The sequence below is a fragment of the Sulfitobacter indolifex genome (genome assembly GCF_022788655.1).
GTDB classification, from domain to species: domain Bacteria; phylum Pseudomonadota; class Alphaproteobacteria; order Rhodobacterales; family Rhodobacteraceae; genus Sulfitobacter; species Sulfitobacter indolifex.
In genome coordinates this window covers 1,240,884-1,258,489 of record NZ_CP084951.1, presented here as the reverse complement: position 1 = coordinate 1,258,489, position 17,606 = coordinate 1,240,884, and the positions used below count along the sequence as shown (strand labels likewise).

Annotated in this window: 13 protein-coding genes and 4 tRNA genes; 7 read left to right on the top strand and 10 right to left on the bottom strand. The window is 59.4% G+C overall.

Annotated features, from left to right (window positions below):
• Positions 1 to 21: 21 nt before the first annotated feature.
• Together DSM14862_RS06145 and hemA are read right to left on the bottom strand one after the other, a co-directional pair.
• A complete protein-coding gene (locus DSM14862_RS06145; protein ID WP_007120330.1) occupies positions 22 to 1,311 on the bottom strand; it encodes a helix-turn-helix domain-containing protein in 1,290 nt (429 codons plus the stop codon).
• A gap of 121 nt (positions 1,312 to 1,432) precedes the next feature.
• A complete protein-coding gene (gene hemA / locus DSM14862_RS06140; RefSeq protein ID WP_007120329.1) occupies positions 1,433 to 2,656 on the bottom strand; it encodes a 5-aminolevulinate synthase in 1,224 nt (407 codons plus the stop codon).
• A gap of 221 nt (positions 2,657 to 2,877) precedes the next feature.
• Between hemA and DSM14862_RS06135 the strand changes: the two genes are divergently transcribed.
• Together DSM14862_RS06135 and DSM14862_RS06130 are read left to right on the top strand one after the other, a co-directional pair.
• Positions 2,878 to 3,954: a sensor histidine kinase gene (locus DSM14862_RS06135; RefSeq protein ID WP_007120328.1), complete on the top strand. Its 1,077-nt coding sequence runs from the start codon at positions 2,878 to 2,880 to the stop codon at positions 3,952 to 3,954.
• 80 nt (positions 3,955 to 4,034) lie between these two features.
• Positions 4,035 to 5,405, top strand: a complete 1,371-nt coding sequence (locus DSM14862_RS06130; protein WP_007120327.1) for a M20/M25/M40 family metallo-hydrolase — start codon at positions 4,035 to 4,037, stop codon at positions 5,403 to 5,405.
• Between the two features lie 126 nt (positions 5,406 to 5,531).
• On the opposite strand, the gene DSM14862_RS06125 is transcribed toward DSM14862_RS06130, so the two are convergent.
• The 8 genes from DSM14862_RS06125 to tgt all read right to left on the bottom strand — a co-directional run bounded on the left by DSM14862_RS06125 (position 5,532) and on the right by tgt (position 12,633).
• Positions 5,532 to 5,608, bottom strand: a tRNA-Asp gene (locus DSM14862_RS06125).
• Between the two features lie 151 nt (positions 5,609 to 5,759).
• Positions 5,760 to 5,836, bottom strand: a tRNA-Asp gene (locus tag DSM14862_RS06120).
• Between the two features lie 713 nt (positions 5,837 to 6,549).
• Positions 6,550 to 6,625: transfer RNA gene (locus DSM14862_RS06115), tRNA-Val, on the bottom strand.
• 41 nt (positions 6,626 to 6,666) lie between these two features.
• A complete protein-coding gene (locus DSM14862_RS06110; protein ID WP_007120326.1) occupies positions 6,667 to 7,236 on the bottom strand; it encodes a histidine phosphatase family protein in 570 nt (189 codons plus the stop codon).
• Between the two features lie 196 nt (positions 7,237 to 7,432).
• Positions 7,433 to 7,507, bottom strand: a tRNA-Val gene (locus tag DSM14862_RS06105).
• Positions 7,508 to 7,659: 152 nt separating this feature from the next.
• Positions 7,660 to 10,071, bottom strand: a complete 2,412-nt coding sequence (gene lon / locus DSM14862_RS06100; RefSeq protein WP_007120325.1) for an endopeptidase La — start codon at positions 10,069 to 10,071, stop codon at positions 7,660 to 7,662.
• Between the two features lie 233 nt (positions 10,072 to 10,304).
• Positions 10,305 to 11,399 carry an alkene reductase gene (locus DSM14862_RS06095; protein WP_007120324.1) on the bottom strand — a complete coding sequence of 365 codons (1,095 nt, stop codon included), beginning with the start codon at positions 11,397 to 11,399 and terminating at the stop codon, positions 10,305 to 10,307.
• Positions 11,400 to 11,505: 106 nt separating this feature from the next.
• The gene (gene tgt, locus DSM14862_RS06090; protein WP_007120323.1) at positions 11,506 to 12,633 is read right to left on the bottom strand and encodes a tRNA guanosine(34) transglycosylase Tgt; all 1,128 of its coding nucleotides are present in this window, start codon (positions 12,631 to 12,633) and stop codon (positions 11,506 to 11,508) included.
• Between the two features lie 126 nt (positions 12,634 to 12,759).
• On the opposite strand from tgt, the gene DSM14862_RS06085 reads away from it, so the two are divergent.
• From DSM14862_RS06085 to DSM14862_RS06065, 5 genes are all read left to right on the top strand, one after another.
• Positions 12,760 to 13,638, top strand: a complete 879-nt coding sequence (locus DSM14862_RS06085; protein WP_040701502.1) for an SPFH domain-containing protein — start codon at positions 12,760 to 12,762, stop codon at positions 13,636 to 13,638.
• A complete protein-coding gene (locus tag DSM14862_RS06080) occupies positions 13,638 to 13,913 on the top strand; it encodes an NfeD family protein (protein ID WP_007120321.1) in 276 nt (91 codons plus the stop codon). The genes DSM14862_RS06085 and DSM14862_RS06080 overlap by 1 nt, the downstream gene beginning before the upstream one ends.
• Positions 13,914 to 14,065: 152 nt before the next feature.
• Positions 14,066 to 15,691 carry a mechanosensitive ion channel family protein gene (locus DSM14862_RS06075; RefSeq protein ID WP_165481283.1) on the top strand — a complete coding sequence of 542 codons (1,626 nt, stop codon included), beginning with the start codon at positions 14,066 to 14,068 and terminating at the stop codon, positions 15,689 to 15,691.
• A gap of 76 nt (positions 15,692 to 15,767) precedes the next feature.
• Positions 15,768 to 17,150, top strand: a complete 1,383-nt coding sequence (gene rimK, locus DSM14862_RS06070; RefSeq protein ID WP_007120319.1) for a 30S ribosomal protein S6--L-glutamate ligase — start codon at positions 15,768 to 15,770, stop codon at positions 17,148 to 17,150.
• 91 nt (positions 17,151 to 17,241) lie between these two features.
• Positions 17,242 to 17,604, top strand: coding sequence for an SUF system Fe-S cluster assembly protein (locus DSM14862_RS06065; protein WP_007120318.1), 363 nt, complete (start codon positions 17,242 to 17,244; stop codon positions 17,602 to 17,604).
• Positions 17,605 to 17,606: the final 2 nt, after the last annotated feature.

Genomic DNA, 17,606 nt, shown 5'->3' with positions numbered 1-17,606 from the left:
TGGGAAGCGGAAGTTGGGAGGTTATTGCCCCTGGCAGGGCATCGCGGCCAGTACAGATGGATCAAGCGAGCCTTCCAAATCTGCGAACATCCGGCTGAGCGACTGTTCTGCCGTGGGATCAACCGGTTGGTAACGGTCAGCCAGTGCTTGCGCCTGAAGTGCCACGTTGGAGGTCACAGCGCCACGCGCGCCAACGGGGCCAAAGCAGCCATCGGCCATAGCAAAATAGAGCGCGCCGGATTCGCCAGTGCGCAGGGTTGGCGGCTCTTCGGTGACCGGGACATCCCAAGTGTCACCCTTGTTCATCACGCCTTCGAAAATCACAGTCCCATCCGCTGCGCGCACCCGCACCCATGATGGGTAGGCTGCAACCATCCGGACCTTTTCGCCCAAAGGCTCCACCACTTGTGGTTTGGGCAGGTCGGTGTCGGCATTGGCAAGCATCAAGGCTTCGTCAATGGCATTATTTATGGTGTCATTCTCTGCAACGGCAGCGGCTTGACCGCTCGGCTCGGGGCGGTCGGGGGTTGGGAAATTACTGACTGAGCGCGGATCGATAGATGCGATAGGCGCATCACGGGCGACTAGAACAGGCACGTCCAGCGCCTGCGGACGGTAAAGCCGGTCGAGCGCATCAGAGCGGGGGCTTTCAACGCTTTGCGGGGCGGCGGAATCATCGTCCGTATCAGGCGCGCGGGCCAGTGCGCCGTCCAGCGGATCAAGGTCAGAAAGAACGATTGGCGTTTGGTCCACCGGTGCGACCTGCACACGCTGCACCTCTTTTAACACCGTCCAGCCACCAAATCCGATCGCCGAGATCAGCGCGATCAACACCATCGAGGAGCCTACGGCACCCGGCTCAATCCGGCTGAGAAGACCGTCACCCGTGGGCACGAAGGGCGTGTTGGGCCGCGCAAAAAGGTCGTCTTCTTTCACGGACTTACGCCGTTCCTCAAAGCTGGGCTTTTTGACGACAGAGGCTTCGGCAGACATGCCATGGGCAACGGCAAAGCCGGATTCTTTGCAAAAGGCGGTAAAGGCCCGATCGGGGTCCATGTTGAGGTAGCGCGCATAGGACCGCACGTAGCCCGCGATAAACCCAGGCGTGTCAAAGGCACCGGGATCGCAGTTTTCAATGGCAGCAATATAGGAAGCTTTGATGCGAAGTTCACGCTGTACGTCGAGCAGGGATTTACCAAGTGTCGCGCGTTCGCCACGCATGACATCCCCCAACCGCAATTCGAATGCATCGAACCCTTTGGGTTCGACTGTCTCGTCCTTAGCGGATTTGGAGGCCCAACGCCCGATCATCAATATGCCCTGTCCCAATTGTGCCCGTAGCTTTCATCCAAACACGCCCCAACGATTCGGATGTAGCCTTTTCTTGACAGAAGACTAGCACAAGACAACGCAAAACACGAATAGCGCTGCGTTATCCGGCAGCTTCGGCACGATTCAGCGCACAATGAGACCAGAGTGTGTCCATCCCGCGGACGAGAGCGTCCATTTCTTTGGGTCCATGGACGGGCGACGGGGTAAAACGCAGCCGCTCTGTTCCGCGCGGCACGGTTGGGAAATTGATCGGCTGGACATAGATGCCGTGATCTTCAAGCAGCATGTCCGACAAAAGCTTGGTGTGCACCGGGTTGCCCACCATCACGGGAACGATGTGGCTGCCATGGTCGATGATCGGCAGGCCCAATCCCTTTAGCCGCAGCTTCAATGCCTTGGCCTGCTGCTGATGCTTCTCACGCAGCTCAGGCGCGCGTTTTAGATAGGCCACCGAGGCCGCCGCCCCCGCCGCAACCGCAGGCGGCAATGAGGTGGTAAAGATGAAGCCCGGCGCATAGGAGCGGATCGCGTCACACATCTTGGCCGAGGCTGCGATATAGCCGCCCATGACACCGTAGGCTTTGGCCAGCGTGCCGTTGATAATGTCGAGGCGGTGCATCAAACGGTCCCGTTCGGCCACCCCTGCCCCGCGTGGGCCGTACATGCCCACCGCGTGCACTTCGTCGATATAAGTCAGCGCGCCAAATTCATCGGCCAGATCGCAGATCTGCTCAATCGGGCCGAAATCACCATCCATCGAATAGATTGATTCAAATGCGATAAGCTTGGGTGCGGCCGGATCATCGGCCTCCATCAACTCGCGCAGGTGGTCCAGATCGTTGTGGCGGAAAATGCGCTTGGCCCCGCCATTGCGGCGCACACCTTCGATCATCGACGCGTGGTTCAGCGCGTCGGAATAGATGATCAGCCCCGGAAACAGTTTAGGCAAGGTCGAGAGCGTGGCATCGTTGGCGATATAGGCGGAGGTGAACAGCAACGCCGCTTCCTTGCCGTGCAGATCGGCCAATTCAGCTTCTAGCTTTTTGTGATAAACTGTCGTGCCCGAAATATTGCGCGTGCCGCCCGAGCCTGCGCCGGTTGCGCGCAACGCTTCTTCCATCGCCTCTAACACGACAGGGTTCTGCCCCATGCCGAGGTAGTCATTCCCGCACCAAACGGTGATGTCCTGCTGGCTGCCGTCCGGCTTGGTCCAGACTGCATGGGGGAATTGGCCGTTGCGGCGCTCAATGTCGATGAAAGTACGGTAGCGGCCTTCGTCATGCAGGCGCGCAATCGCCGCGTCGAGCTTCTCGTTATAGTCCATTGCGCGTCTCCATCTTCTTGGCGCGAACAGGAGGCGGCCCCTCCATATTCAGCTTTTAGAATGGTTACAGATTTGAGACCAAAGCTTCAATCTTTTATCCGGTGCCCCTGCGGGGCGAACTGTCGCAGGCAAATGGGCGTATTGATGGCCATTGCGGTTTGCCTGCTTGTCTTTTCAGGCGCTTTCATGTCTTCAAGGGGAAACCCAGAAAGGGGCCTGATTTGCGCGCCAATCCACATCCACAGCAGGACCAGCGGCTTCGGACGCTCTATAGTTATGACATTCTTGATACCCCGCGCGAGGAGGAGTTTAACGAGATCGTTGAGCTGGCGGCCGAGATCTGTGACGCGCCCATTTCAGTGATCAACCTGATCGACAAGGACCGGCAATGGTTCAAGGCCGAGGTTGGCTTGAACGCACGGGAAACGCCGCTTGATACCTCGCTTTGCTCTCATGCCATTCTAGAAGCCCCCTTTGTGGAAATTCCCGACACGCTGCAAGACCCCCGTATGGCCGATAACCCGCTTTGCACCGACGGCGATGGGCTGCGTTTTTATGCAGGTGCCTTACTGGTGGCCCCCGATGGGCTGCCGCTCGGCACACTTTGCATCCTGGACAACAAACCGCGACAGCTGACTGCCTTGCAACGCAAGACCGTCGCAGTGCTGGCCCGTCAGGTGATGAAGCAGTTAGACCTGCGCCTTGCCCTGCGCCAACAAGACGTCTTGATGAGCGAGGCCGATCACCGCATTAAAAACTCGCTTCAGACATTGTCGGCCATGGTTCGGCTGCACGCCCGGCAATTGGATGACAAGGCTACGGTCAATGTGCTCGACGGCATCCAGCGCCGCGTCAACGCCATGGCGACGCTTCATGGCGAGCTGCAATCCGGCGGGGGCCGTGATGAGGTCGACGCAGGCAAATACCTTGGTAAAGTTGTGAGCCTTTTGCAAGAAACCGCGCCGGGTCATGTGCAGATCAGCTATAGCGCCGATCAAGCCACGCTGCGCTCTAATATGGCCTCATCTTTGGGGCTCATCATCAGTGAGTTTGCCGCCAATTCGATCAAACACGGCTTCCCCGACGCCAGCCCCGGCCATATCGAAATCGAGCTGACGCTGCGCGATGGGCATTTCCGTCTGGCCTGCAAAGACAATGGCATCGGCTCAAAAAACGAGGGCAAGCGGCGCCCAGACAGCATTGGCCAGACCTTGATGGCGGCGGCGGCCTCGCAGTTGGATGCGCAGGTGGATCACAGTCTCACGCCCGAAGGCAGCCGCCTCTCGCTCACGTTCTAAGCCCCTGCCCTGCGGCCACTGGACACGCCCTGCCCGCCTGATACCTTCGCGCCGAAATCACAGCGCAAGGAATTTAAGCCATGTCCCTCGACGATGTTCTCACCCAGATCGACAACGATCTGCCCGCCGCAACAGACCGCCTGCTAGAGCTGCTGCGCATCCCGTCGATCTCAACCGATCCGGCCTTTAAGGCCGATTGCGACCGCGCCGCCGATTGGCTGGTGGCTGATCTTAAATCCATGGGTGTGGAGGCCGAAAAGCGCGCCACGCCGGGCCATCCGATGGTTGTGGGCCATGTCGGTGAAGGCAAGCCGCACCTGCTGTTTTACGGCCACTACGACGTGCAGCCGGTTGATCCGCTGAACCTGTGGGACCGTGACCCGTTCGATCCCGCCATTGAAGACACCGACAAGGGCCGCGTGATCCGGGGCCGTGGGGCCGCTGACGACAAGGGCCAGTTGATGACCATCCTTGAAGCCCTGCGCGCGTGGAAAGAAGTAAAGGGCGATTGGCCCTGCCGCATCACCTTCTTCCTTGAAGGCGAAGAGGAGTCCGGCTCGCCCTCGCTGATCCCCTTCATGAAGGAAAACGCCGAGGAACTGAAAGCCGATGTGGCGATGATCTGCGACACCGGGCTGTTCGAATCTAAGACGCCGGCCATCGTCACCATGTTGCGCGGGCTTTTGGGCGAAGAGTTGACGATCACGGCTCCCGATAAAGACCTGCATTCCGGCATGTTCGGCGGCATCGCGATGAACCCGATCCGGGTGTTGAGCAAGGTAGTGGCGTCCCTGCATGACGACGAGGGCCGCATCACCGTCCCCGGCTTCTATGATGGCGTGCCTGACCTGCCCGAAGAGCTAGAGGCGCAGTGGCAGGGTTTGTCCTTTGACCATGCCGCCTTCCTTGGCGACGTGGGCCTAAGCAAACCCGCAGGCGAGCAAGACCGCACCCCGCTCGAGATGATCTGGTCGCGCCCGACCTGTGACGTCAACGGCATCTGGGGCGGCTATACAGGGGACGGGTTCAAGACCGTCCTGCCCTCGCAGGCCCACGCAAAGATCAGCTTCCGCCTTGTCGGCACACAAGACCCGTTCGCCATCCGCGAGAGCTTCCGCACAATGGTGCGAGAGATGCTGCCCGAGGATTGTACGGTGGAGTTCTCCGGCCACGGCGCTGGCCCGGCCTCAGGTGTCGAGACTGGTCACCCGATGTTCGAGCCTGCACGCAAAGCGCTCAGCGATGAATGGCAGATTCCGGCGGCCTATATCGGCTGCGGCGGGTCGATTCCGATTGCTGGCTATTTTCAAAGCATCTTGGGCACCGAACCCATGCTCATCGGCTTTGGCAAGGACGACGACCAAATCCATTCACCGAACGAAAAATACGACATGGAAAGCTTTCACAAGGGCATCCGCTCTTGGGCGCGAATCCTTGACGCACTGACCTGAAATTTGGGGTGATCGGGCCTGCCCGGTCACCCAACACGCGACTGTGCATGCGTGTGCATTGGTACGCTACGCAAACTGGCGCTCTGCCCGGAGGGGCAAATCTAATCATAGATGATAGGAATAAAGTGGCGCGGTTGACGGGGCTCGAACCCGCGACCCCCGGCGTGACAGGCCGGTACTCTAACCAGCTGAGCTACAACCGCGCGATGTGGGCGGAATAGGCCAAGGGGCGGGGGGCGTCAAGCGTATTTGAGCGAGAAAATTCGTCTTTGTGAAAAGAAGTTCTGCGGCAGATTTTCCAGGGGTTAGAAACGAAAAAAGGGACCTCGAAGAGGTCCCCTTTTCAGGCAGCGGTGGCGCGGTTGACGGGGCTCGAACCCGCGACCCCCGGCGTGACAGGCCGGTACTCTAACCAACTGAGCTACAACCGCCCGCTGCACTCTCCGGGTCACCCCGAAGCGTTTGGGTGTTCTATGGTGGGGGCGCTCTGCCGTCAAGCGCGGTTTGCGCGAAAATGCGAAATTTTCGTATTGCCTGTTTGTGGCGTTTATTGCGCGGGTTGGGCCCTTCTTCCAACGCCAAACCATACGGCAAGAACAAAGGCTCACCGCCGCTGCTTCCCTTAGCGTCTACGGCACCCGCATCGGCAAAGATGGCCAGCGGATCACTTATGGTTCTAGCCATCAGATACGTAGCAGACTAGGGCTCAATAGCCGAGCTACAGAACGCGAATGACACGTTCCGGCGATAGATAGAGCATACCCTCAGAGACTTTGCGACAAGCGCATTTAGCGAGAGGACATATTGGATCGTGAGAGGCTCGAACTCCCGGCCCAGACTGACCGCAAAGCGGGCGGGCGTCGGTCGGGACATCCCCTGTGGCAGCCGATCAAATGGAACGCAGCGAGAGGGAAAATGGTGGGTCGTGAGAGGCTCGAACTCCCGACCCAGACTGACCGCAAAGCGGGCGGGCGTCGGTCGGGACACCCCCTGTGGCAGCCGATCAAATGAAACGCAGCGGGAGGGGAAATGGTGGGTCGTGAGAGGCTCGAACTCCCGACCCAGACTGACCGCAAAGCGGGCGGGCGTCGGTCGGGACACCCCCTGTGGCAGCCGATCAAATGAAACGCAGCGGGAGGGGAAATGGTGGGTCGTGAGAGGCTCGAACTCCCGACATCTTCGGTGTAAACGAAGCGCTCTACCAACTGAGCTAACGACCCGACTTGGCCCTCATAGCGCAAGGTGGGGGCGGGCTTCAACCCTATAATGTCAGCCTTTTTTGCTGACCGCCCTCAAGGTGGAATACAACCCCCTGCCCGCCTTGCATATCACGCAGCACGGCAAGGTCGCGGCCTAATAAAATAAGCCGTAACATGCGCGAGGTGATGCCGTGGGTCACCAGCACATGGGGGCCGGTCAAACTGTCGAGAAAGGCACGACAACGCTGATAGAGGGCGGCGAATCCTTCGCCTTCGGGGGCGTGTTCATAAAGATCATAGGAATCACGCGCGGCGGGGGTTTGCCGGAGTAAAGCCTCGCGACTTTCGCCTGCCCAAGCTCCGATCCCGATCTCAGCAAGCTGCGCGTCGGTCGCCAGATCAATGCCAAGCCCATCAAGCGCGATCTGCGCTGTGATGAGCGCCCGCCCTTGTGGGCTGCTGAGAGCAGAAAAACCCGACAAATTGCACCGCCGCAGGATCGCGTTTTGTGCTGCGGCCTGCGCGCGACCCGTTTCGGTCAAGCGGGAATCGAAATGCCCCTGAAGCCGGTTGGCGAGGTTCCACTCCGTCTCTCCATGCCGCAAAATATAAAGGGTCGGATAGTTGCTCATCGGGTCATGTCGCGCTGACCTTCCAGGCAGAGCGATCTGTTCCAACCATTTCGACCATGGCACGGAAGCCAGGCTTTAGGGTGTACTGACATGCTCACTCCGCCGGTTTGGGCTTGGTATAGGGCAGTTTGCGGGCCAAGTGCCAGACCCATGCTGCAGCCGCGCGGGCCACATGTAATCAGATGAGTATAGGAAATGGTGGGTGATAAGAGATTTGAACTCCTGACATCTTCGATGTGAACGAAGCGCTCTACCACTGAGCTAATCACCCTTGCGGGGCGAAGTAGCCAATTGCGGCGAGGCATGCAAGAGGGGTTTGCGCAAAAATCACTCGAGAATATGGGCGCGACCACACCCGTCACTTCAACGGAAAACGCGCGCCCCGGAAGGCGCGCGTTTCTGATTTGTAGTAAGGACCTAACCTTAGTGGGTGGTGGTCGCATCCATGCCGCCAGCGCGGGCTTTTATCGCGGCGGCCTCGGCGGCCTCTTGGGCCGCTTCATCCCATTCAATCGCCTTTGGCTTGCTCACCAGCGCATGCTCCAGCACCTCGGATACGTGGTTCACCGGAATGATGGTCAGCCCTTCTTTCACGTTGTCCGGAATATCCGGCAGGTCTTTCTCGTTTTCCTGCGGGATCAGCACCGTGGTGATGCCGCCGCGCAGGGCTGCGAGAAGCTTTTCTTTCAACCCGCCGATGGGCATCGCATTGCCGCGCAGAGAGACTTCGCCGGTCATCGCAATGTCGCGCCGCACGGGGATCTGCGTCAGCACCGACACAATCGAGGTCACCATCGCCAGACCGGCCGAGGGGCCGTCTTTGGGCGTGGCACCGTCGGGCACGTGCACGTGGATATCCAGCGTGTCGAACTTCGGCGGTTTCACCCCAATCTGTGGGCTGATCGAACGGACATAGGAGCTGGCCGCGTCGATGCTTTCCTTCATCACATCGCCCAGCTTGCCGGTGGTCTTCATCCGACCTTTGCCCGGCAGGCGCAGCGCTTCGATCTGAAGCAATTCACCGCCCACGGAGGTATAGGCCAGCCCGGTCACGACACCGATCTGGTCTTTTTCCTCGGCCAGACCGTAGCGGTGCTTGCGCACACCAAGGAAGTCTTCGAGGTTGTCACCAGTGACGGTAACATTCTCGGCCTCTTTCTTGACGATCTTGGTCAGCGACTTGCGCGCCACCTTGGCAATCTCACGCTCAAGGTTCCGCACGCCAGCCTCGCGGGTGTAGTAGCGGATCATGCCGGTCAGAGCGGAGTCCTCAATCTTGAACTCCTTCTCTTTCAGGCCGTGGTTCTTGATCTGCTTTTGCACCAAATGCTGCTTGGCGATCTCGCGCTTTTCGTCTTCGGTGTAGCCCGAAAGCGGGATGATCTCCATCCGGTCCAAAAGCGGCCCGGGCATGTTGTAGCTGTTCGAGGTGGTCAGGAACATCACGTTCGACAGGTCATATTCCACTTCGAGATAGTGGTCCACGAAGGTGCCGTTCTGTTCGGGATCAAGCACTTCCAGCATCGCCGAAGCGGGGTCACCACGGAAGTCCTGCCCCATCTTGTCGATCTCGTCAAGCAGGATAAGCGGGTTCGTGGTTTTCGCCTTTTTCAGCGCCTGAATGATCTTGCCGGGCATAGAGCCGATATAGGTCCGACGGTGGCCGCGGATCTCAGATTCGTCACGCACGCCGCCCAGCGAAATGCGGATAAACTCGCGCCCCGTGGCCTTGGCGACCGATTTGCCCAAAGACGTCTTGCCGACGCCCGGAGGGCCGACGAGGCACATGATCGGGCCTTTCATCTTGGTCGAGCGCTGCTGCACGGCGAGGTATTCGACGATCCGCTCTTTGACCTTCTCAAGGCCATAGTGATCGTCATCCAGCACCTTTTGCGCCTTGCCGAGGTCTTTCTTAACGCGCGATTTCACGCCCCATGGGATCGACAGCATCCAATCGAGGTAGTTGCGCACGACAGTGGCTTCGGCAGACATCGGGCTCATGTTCTTGAGCTTTTTGATCTCGGCATCGGCCTTTTCGCGGGCTTCTTTGCTCAGCTTGGTCTCGGCCACGCGGGCTTCCAGCTCAGCGACTTCGTTCTTGCCGTCTTCGCCGTCACCCAACTCCTGCTGAATGGCCTTCATCTGCTCATTCAGATAGTATTCGCGCTGCGTGCGCTCCATCTGGGATTTGACGCGGGTCTTGATCTTTTTCTCAACCTGCAGCACGGACATTTCGCCCTGCATCAGGCCGTAGACCTTCTCCAGACGCTCAGAAATGCTCAGCGTTTCCAGCAGGTCTTGCTTTTGCTCAACCTCAATGCCGAGGTGGCCAGCCACGAGGTCCGCCAGACGTGCAGGCTCGGCGCTTTCGCCCACGGCGGCGAGCGCTTCTTCGGGGACGTTTTTCTTGACCTTGGCGTAACGCTCAAACTCATCCGCCACCGTGCGCAGCAGCGCTTGAGTGGTGGCGGCGTCGCCCGGCATCTCGGTCAGATACTCGGCGCGGGCCTCAAAGAAGTTGTCGTTGTCGAGGTATTCGGTGATGCGCACGCGCGCCTGACCTTCGACCAGCACCTTGACGGTACCATCGGGCAATTTCAGCAGTTGCAGCACATTGGCCAGCACGCCCGCTTTGAAGATACCGGCGGTGTCTGGATCATCCTCGGAGGGGTCGATCTGGCTGGAAAGCAGAATCTGTTTGTCGTCCGCCATCACCTCTTCAAGGGCGCGGACGGATTTTTCGCGGCCAACGAAAAGCGGCACGATCATGTGTGGAAACACGACGATGTCGCGCAGCGGAAGCACCGGGTAGGATGCGTTCAGTGGCTCTAACATGCTCAATTCCTTATCTTAGCAAGACATCCGGGCCCCTGTTATAGGCGGCCTCTGACATCCCCTTTTCTGGACAGGATATGTGTGCATCCTATCCGCCTGTTTCAATCCCTTGCGGGCTTTTAAGCCGCCATCATCGCGGTTTGGCGAAGTGGAGGCAAGCGCGGGATTGGCTGTTTTTAAGCCATTCCCCTTGCTGTTTTAACGGGGGCGCCGCGCAGGCACCCCCGGATCGGTCAGGCTTTGGCCTGCTCAAGCGCCGGGTAATCGGTAAAGCCTTCGCGCCCGCCCCCGTAGTAGGTATCGGTATCGCCCTTGTTAAGCGGCCCGTTCATCTGCCAGCGGCGCGGCAGATCGGGGTTGGCAATGAAAGGCCGGCCCACGGCGATCAGATCGGCTTTGTCATTAGCCAAGGCGTCAATCGCCATTTCGCGGTCATAGCCGTTGTTGGCCATGTAGGGCCCTTTGAACAGCGCGCGCAAGGCAGCAATGCTTTCACCTTCGTCCAACTCTCGCGATCCGCCCGTCGCGCCTTCGACAAGGTGCAGATAGGACAGGTTGTAGCGGTTCAGCCCTTTGACGACATACTCGAACGTCTCTTGCGGATTGGCGTCTTCGATCCCGTTGGCGGGCGAGAAGGGCGAGAGCCGCAGCCCCACACGTTCACCACCCCAGACCGCTGTCACGGCATCCAGCACTTCAAACAGCAGCCGCGCGCGATTTGCCACGCTGCCACCATAGGCGTCGTCACGTTTGTTGCTGCCGGTTTTGAGGAATTGATCCAGCAGGTAGCCATTGGCGGCATGCACCTCGATCCCGTCGAAACCGGCCTTCTTGGCCATCTCGGCGGCATGGGCATAGTCGGCGACCAGACGTGGCATCTCATCCAGCTCCAGCGCGCGCGGCTCGGAGGTGTCTTCAAATCCATTGGCGGTGAATGTTTTAACCCCAGCAGCGATGGCAGAGGGCGCGACAGGTTTGCCACCGTCGGGCTGTAGCGAAGTATGGCTGATCCGGCCCACGTGCCACAGTTGGATCACAATGCGCCCCCCTTCGGAATGCACCGCGTCGGTCACCTTGCGCCATGCGGCGACCTGCCCTTCGGTATGAATGCCGGGGGTCTGGAAGTATCCTTTGCCCTCTGGGCTGATCTGTGTGGCCTCGGTGATGATGATGCCTGCGCCTGCCCGTTGGCGGTAATAGTCGACATGCATGTCCGAGACTTCGCCAGTCTCGTTGTCCGCCCGGTTCCGGGTTAGAGGTGCCATAACCAGACGGTTGTCGGCTTCGATCTCGCCTGCGGTGAAGGGGGTAAATAGCTTCTCGGTCATATTCGGGCCTTTCCTTGCGATAGACTGTGCAAGGGCACCTAAGACCCTGCCGCGATGCAGCAAGGACCGTTAGCACAATTTCGCGTGAGAATACGCCGCCCTGCCCTTACAGCGGGTCGATATCGCCCTGTTCACGCCCCGCGTGGAAATCCGCCTGCCATTGGGTAAAGCGCCCCGCTGCGATGGCCTCCCGCATGCCCGCCATGATGTCTTGGTAATATTGCAGGTTGTGCCATGTCAGCAGCATCGACGAGATGATCTCTTGGCTGCGGAAGACATGGTGCAGATAGGCCCGCGAATAGTTCTGGCAGGCCGGGCAACTGCAATTCTCGTCCAAGGGGCGCGGGTCATCCATGTGACGCGCGTTTTTGATGTTGAGCACGCCCATCCGGGTGAAAACCTGCCCCGTGCGCCCCGAACGGCTGGGCAACACGCAGTCCATCATATCAATGCCCCGCGCCACGGCGCCGACGATGTCGTCGGGCTTGCCCACGCCCATCAGATAGCGCGGCTTATCCTCGGGCAGCATGTCGGTCGAGAAATCGAGGGTCGAGAACATCGCCTCCTGCCCCTCGCCCACGGCCAAGCCGCCAACGGCATAGCCATCAAAACCGATTTCGCGCAGCGCCTCAGCGCTCTCTTGGCGGAAGTCTTGCTCTAGCCCGCCCTGCTGAATGCCAAAGAGCATATGCCCCGGACGGTCACCGAAAGCCTCGCGGCTGCGTTTGGCCCACCGCATCGACATGCGCATGCTGCTGGCAATACGGTCGCGGTCGGCAGGCAGCGCGGGGCATTCGTCGAAACACATGACAATGTCAGAGCCCAGCAGCTCTTGGATTTCCATTGAGCGTTCGGGCGTGATCTCATGTTTCGAGCCGTCGATGTGGCTTTTGAAGGTCACACCGCGTTCGGTCAGCTTGCGCAACCCGGCAAGGCTCATCACCTGAAAGCCGCCACTGTCGGTCAGGATCGGCTTGTCCCAGTTCATAAATTTATGCAGCCCACCAAGCTTGGCGATACGCTCCGCCGTGGGGCGCAGCATCAGATGGTAGGTATTGCCCAGCAGGATATCGGCACCTGTCGAGGCCACACTCTCGGGCATCATCGCCTTGACCGTCGCCGCCGTGCCCACAGGCATGAAAGCTGGCGTGCGGATCTCGCCACGCGTGGTCTGGATCACGCCGCTACGTGCCTTGCCGTCCTGCGCGTGTTTGGTGAATCCGGTGCTGGTCATACTCTGGCCCTCTCTGGCTGCGACTGGGGCGATAAACCAGTGGCGTGAAACTTGCAATAAAGGTAAAATACAGGGAATTGCACGAAATTATCCCTTTAAAGGATTACCGCCTTGGACTTCGAAGACATGCTCATCGGCCTGCTGGAGAACAATCTTGCTTGGCTTTTGCTGGCTCTGCTGGTCGTCATCCTGATCCTGAAATCAGTCAAAATTGTCCCGCAGTCTGAACAGCACGTAATCGAACGCTTTGGCCGGTTGCGCGCGGTCTTGGGGCCGGGGATCAACATGATCGTGCCCTTTATCGACAATGTGGCGCATAAAATCTCGATCCTTGAGCGGCAACTGCCTACCGCCAGCCAAGACGCGATCACCCGTGACAACGTGCTGGTGCAGGTCGACACCTCGGTCTTTTACCGCATCACCGAGCCGGAGAAGACCGTCTACCGCATCCGCGACGTGGACAGTGCGATCTCGACCACCGTTGCCGGGATTGTCCGCGCCGAGATCGGCAAAATGGACCTCGACGAAGTGCAGGCCAACCGCAGCCAATTGATCACCACAATCAAGGCCAGCGTCGAAGACGCGGTGGACAGTTGGGGCATCGAAGTCACCCGCGCCGAGATTTTGGACGTGAACCTTGATGCAGCCACCCGCGCCGCGATGATGCAGCAGCTGAACGCCGAACGCGCCCGTCGCGCACAGGTGACCGAGGCCGAGGGCAAGAAACGTGCCGTGGAACTTGCCGCCGAGGCCGAGCTTTACGCGTCAGAGCAAACCGCCAAGGCGCGGCGCATTCTGGCCGATGCCGAAGCCTATGCAACGCAAGTGGTCGCCACCGCGATCAACGAAAACGGGCTGGCGGCGGCACAATATCAGATTGCGCTGAAACAGGTCGATGCGTTGAACGCCATGGGCAAGGGGTCGGGTAATCAGACGATCGTCGTGCCCGCGCAGGCGTTAGAGGCCTTTGGCGATGCCTTTAAGCTTCTGAAAGGCAAAGGTTGATGGCGGGCTGGTTGGCGCTTTGGTGGGTTTGGCTCTGCGCGGCACTGGCACTTGGCGTGGTTGAGCTTGTGTTGCCCGGCTCGATCTTTTTGGGCTTTGCCCTTGGCGCGCTCGCGATGGCGCTGATCGTGGCATTTTGGGCGCCCGTCAATGTTGCGCTGCTACTGGCCCTCTTTGCGGTCTTGTCGCTGATCGCTTGGGTGGTGCTGCGTGTGTTGTTCAAACGCCAGTCCAGCGGGGCGCGGATCGTCACCCGCGACATTAACGACGGTTAATGGCGCCCAGATTGATCGCGTCCATTCGCGGCTTACATCACCTCGCGGCCTTGAATTGCGAAAACCCCCGCTACATTGCGCTATCCATGCAGTGGATTGCCTTACTCCCACGCGCTTTCGCGTCTGTGTTTCCTCGTCTCGTGGGAGCATTTGTGCTGGGACTGGCGCTTTTTCTGGGCGCGGCCGTCGGGCAAGCGCAAGAAGGATGGTTCGAAACCACTGAGCTAAACCCCGGTCTGCCGCCCCCGCCTGAGACATTGGATCGCGGCACACCGATGGCCGCACTTGAGAGCTTCATCTACCTGACCGACAATGGCCACTATTCAAGTGCTGCACATATTCTCGATCTGTCGGATCTGCCTCAAGGGGACCAAGCGGCCATAGGCGCAGAGCGTGCTTTTCAACTTTCGGTCCTGATGGAGCGTAAGGTCGTCGTGCCATGGGGGAAGCTGGCGGATCGCCCCGACGGTTGGCTCTCCGGCTCTGCTGAAAACAATGACACTGGACGCGTGCGCCGCTCTTTGCTGATCGACCGACTGGAGCTTGGCGGCCATGAGGTGCCATTGCGGCTGAACCGGATCAAACCGGGCAAAGATGCTGAACCCGTTTGGGTTTTCTCACGCCAAAGCACGGACAACATCCCGCATCTTCACGCCCAATACGGCCCAACCGACCTTGAGACGATGCTACCCGATTGGCTTAGGATCAGGGCGTTTTGGGGGATGTATTTATGGGAGGTGCTGTTTCTGCCCCTTCTGCTGGTGGGGGCATTAACCGCAGGTTGGTTCGCCTTCGGCATCATGCGCCGTCTGGGTGAGGTCGCCAAGCGCCGCTGGATGCGTTTTGTGCTGCGGTCCTTCCGTTGGCCTGCGGCTATTGCACTCTGTGCTGCCATCATCGGCACCGCGACCAGCCGGGTCTTGGTCGTGTCAGGCTTTATTGACGCGGTGCTCAGCCCGATTTTGCTGATCGCCTATGTGACGGCTGGCACCCTCGCCATCGTCTTTACCTTTGATGAGATTTTCGACCGGATCAGCCCCAACAACGCCTATGAGCTGGCCGATCCGATGAACGCGCACATGCGGTCGATCGCCACCACAATCGCGGCGGCGCGCAAAGGGGTGATCGTGATCGCGGTGCTGGTGGCCTCTGGTGTGATCCTGGTATCGAGCAACGCCGATAACACGATTGGCCTATCGTTGCTGGCCTCTGCGGGTGCGGTAACCATCGTGCTGGGTTTTGCCGCGCGCGAGGTTTTGGGCAATATCCTCGCCTCTATCCAGATCGCGCTAAACCGCTCCGCTCGGATTGGGGATCAGCTGATTTTTGAGGGGCATTTTTGCACCGTGGAGCGTATCCACTTCACCTATGTGCAACTTCTGAACTGGAACGGCACGCGGCTGATCGTTCCGGTAAGCTATTTCGTTTCTGACGCCTTTGAGAATTGGTCGATCGAAGACCATGCCATGATCCGGCCCATCATCCTGACCCTGTCGCAGAATGCTGACGTCGCGGCCCTGCGCCGGGTCTTTTTTGACCTCCTCGCGCGGGAAAACCCCGACGACGTGAAGCCAATGGACAAGGCGAAGGTCCATGTGCTTGAACAAGACGCATTTGGCATCAAAGTTCGGTTTGAGCTGCCGACCGACAACGCGGCGACCTTTTGGGACATCGAATGCCGCGTGCGCGAAGAACTGTTGGCCGCGGCAGCAAAGATGGAACGAGAAGACAACATTCGCATGTTGCCTCCGGCCCCTGCGGATATGGGCAAACCCTAAAACAGCACCACAGCACCGCTTGAAGCAAACTCTGCCGCAGGTTAGGCAGGCAGACCAATGATCCAAGGAGCAGGCAATGGAAAAACTAACATTCGGCTGGGAAGAATGGGTTGCCCTGCCCGATCTTGGCCTGCCCGCCATCAAAGCCAAAGTAGACACCGGCGCGCGCACCTCGGCGCTGCATGCCCATGATATCGAAGTTTTTGGCCCCGCATCGAAACCCAAAGTGCGTTTTAACGTGCATCCCATTTCGGGGCGCGAAGATATCTCAATCACCTGTTCCGCGCCAATTATTGACCGGCGCGAAGTGACATCCTCCAACGGTGAATCTGAACATCGCTTCGTCATCGCCACAACCATTGAGGTTAACGGCCAAAACTGGCCCATTGACGTGACCCTGACCAACCGCGCCGGGATGACCAGCCGCATGTTGCTGGGCCGTCAGGCGCTGACTGAGCATATCAACATCTCTGCAACCGAGCGGCGTTTGCAGCCTGACCTGAACTATGATGTCTACCATACCGCGAGCCTGCGCCACACCGCGCCACAGCGCGCGCTGCGCATCGCCGTCCTCAGCCGGGAAGACAACTACTCCACCCGCCGTCTAGTTGAGGTTGGAGAGGCGCGCGGCCATGTGGTTGAGGTGATCGATACCACGCGCTGCTATATGGCGATCAACCAGCTAGCCCCCGAGGTGCATTACGACGGCAAGCGCCTGCCCCGCTATGACGCCGTGATCCCGCGCATCGGCGCGTCAATCACCCCCTATGGCACCGCCGTGATCCGCCAGTTTGAGACGATCGGCACCTATTGCGTCAACGGCTCTGCCGGGATCACTGCCAGCCGCGACAAGTTGCACGCGCATCAGGTGTTGGCCGCGAAAAAGATCGGCATGCCCACCACGGCCTTTGCCGCCTCGCCGAAAGATACGTCGAACCTGATGGCGCTGGTGGGCACTGCGCCACTGATCGTAAAGCTGCTGGAATCGACCCAAGGTAAAGGCGTTGTGCTGGCCGAAACCAAAAAGGCCGCCGAGAGCGTTATCGACGCCTTCCGGGGCCTGCGCGCCAACTTCCTTGTGCAGGATTTCGTCAAGGAAGCCGCCGGTGAAGACATCCGCTGTCTGGTGGTTGCAGGCAAGGTCGTGGCCTCAATGAAACGTACCGGAGCGGACGGGGACTTCCGCTCGAACCTGCACCGGGGCGGCTCGGCCAAGGTCGTGCGCATCTCGAAAGAAGAGCGCGACACCGCCGTGCGCGCGGCGCGGGCCTTTAGCCTTGGTATCGCCGGGGTGGACCTGCTGCGCTCTGAGACGGGGCCAAAGGTGCTTGAGGTCAACTCCTCTCCCGGGTTCGAGGGAATTGAGAAGGCGACAAGCAAAGATATTGTCGGTAAGGTCTATGATGAGATCGAAGCCCGTGTGAAGCCGCAACCTGCGCGGCGTCGCAAGGGAGTATGACGGGGCAATGCCTGCCCCGCGTGCTCTGGGCCACTTTACGCCCCCGCCCGCAATCCCTATATAAAACGTCGAGAATGATGCGAGGCTAGAGATGACCGAACAGACCCAACCGCTCGAAGGGACGCCGCTGATTGCGCCCTCTTCCACCGATCACCCGCTTTATGAGCAGGTCGTCGAGGCTTGTCGCACGGTCTATGATCCTGAAATCCCGGTCAATATCTATGAACTGGGGTTGATCTATACCATCGACATCAATGCTGAGAACGAAGTCGACATCAAGATGTCGCTGACCGCGCCGGGCTGCCCCGTCGCAGGTGAGATGCCCGGTTGGGTAGCGGATGCTGTCGAACCGCTTGCTGGCGTCAAACAAGTCGAAGTGGCGCTGGTTTGGGAACCGCCATGGGGCATGGACATGATGTCTGACGAAGCGCGGCTTGAACTGGGCTTCATGTAAGC

Bases quoted from the DNA above. Each gene is read 5' to 3' on its own strand.
- DSM14862_RS06145 (WP_007120330.1), bottom strand. From the start codon at position 1,311: ATGATCGGGCGTTGGGCCTCCAAATCCGCTAAGGACGAGACAGTCGAA.
- hemA (WP_007120329.1), bottom strand. From the start codon at position 2,656: ATGGACTATAACGAGAAGCTCGACGCGGCGATTGCGCGCCTGCATGAC.
- DSM14862_RS06130 (WP_007120327.1), top strand. From the start codon at position 4,035: ATGTCCCTCGACGATGTTCTCACCCAGATCGACAACGATCTGCCCGCC.
- DSM14862_RS06110 (WP_007120326.1), bottom strand. From the start codon at position 7,236: ATGAGCAACTATCCGACCCTTTATATTTTGCGGCATGGAGAGACGGAG.
- lon (WP_007120325.1), bottom strand. From the start codon at position 10,071: ATGTTAGAGCCACTGAACGCATCCTACCCGGTGCTTCCGCTGCGCGAC.
- DSM14862_RS06095 (WP_007120324.1), bottom strand. From the start codon at position 11,399: ATGACCGAGAAGCTATTTACCCCCTTCACCGCAGGCGAGATCGAAGCC.
- tgt (WP_007120323.1), bottom strand. From the start codon at position 12,633: ATGACCAGCACCGGATTCACCAAACACGCGCAGGACGGCAAGGCACGT.
- DSM14862_RS06085 (WP_040701502.1), top strand. From the start codon at position 12,760: ATGCTCATCGGCCTGCTGGAGAACAATCTTGCTTGGCTTTTGCTGGCT.
- DSM14862_RS06080 (WP_007120321.1), top strand. From the start codon at position 13,638: ATGGCGGGCTGGTTGGCGCTTTGGTGGGTTTGGCTCTGCGCGGCACTG.
- rimK (WP_007120319.1), top strand. From the start codon at position 15,768: ATGGAAAAACTAACATTCGGCTGGGAAGAATGGGTTGCCCTGCCCGAT.
- DSM14862_RS06065 (WP_007120318.1), top strand. From the start codon at position 17,242: ATGACCGAACAGACCCAACCGCTCGAAGGGACGCCGCTGATTGCGCCC.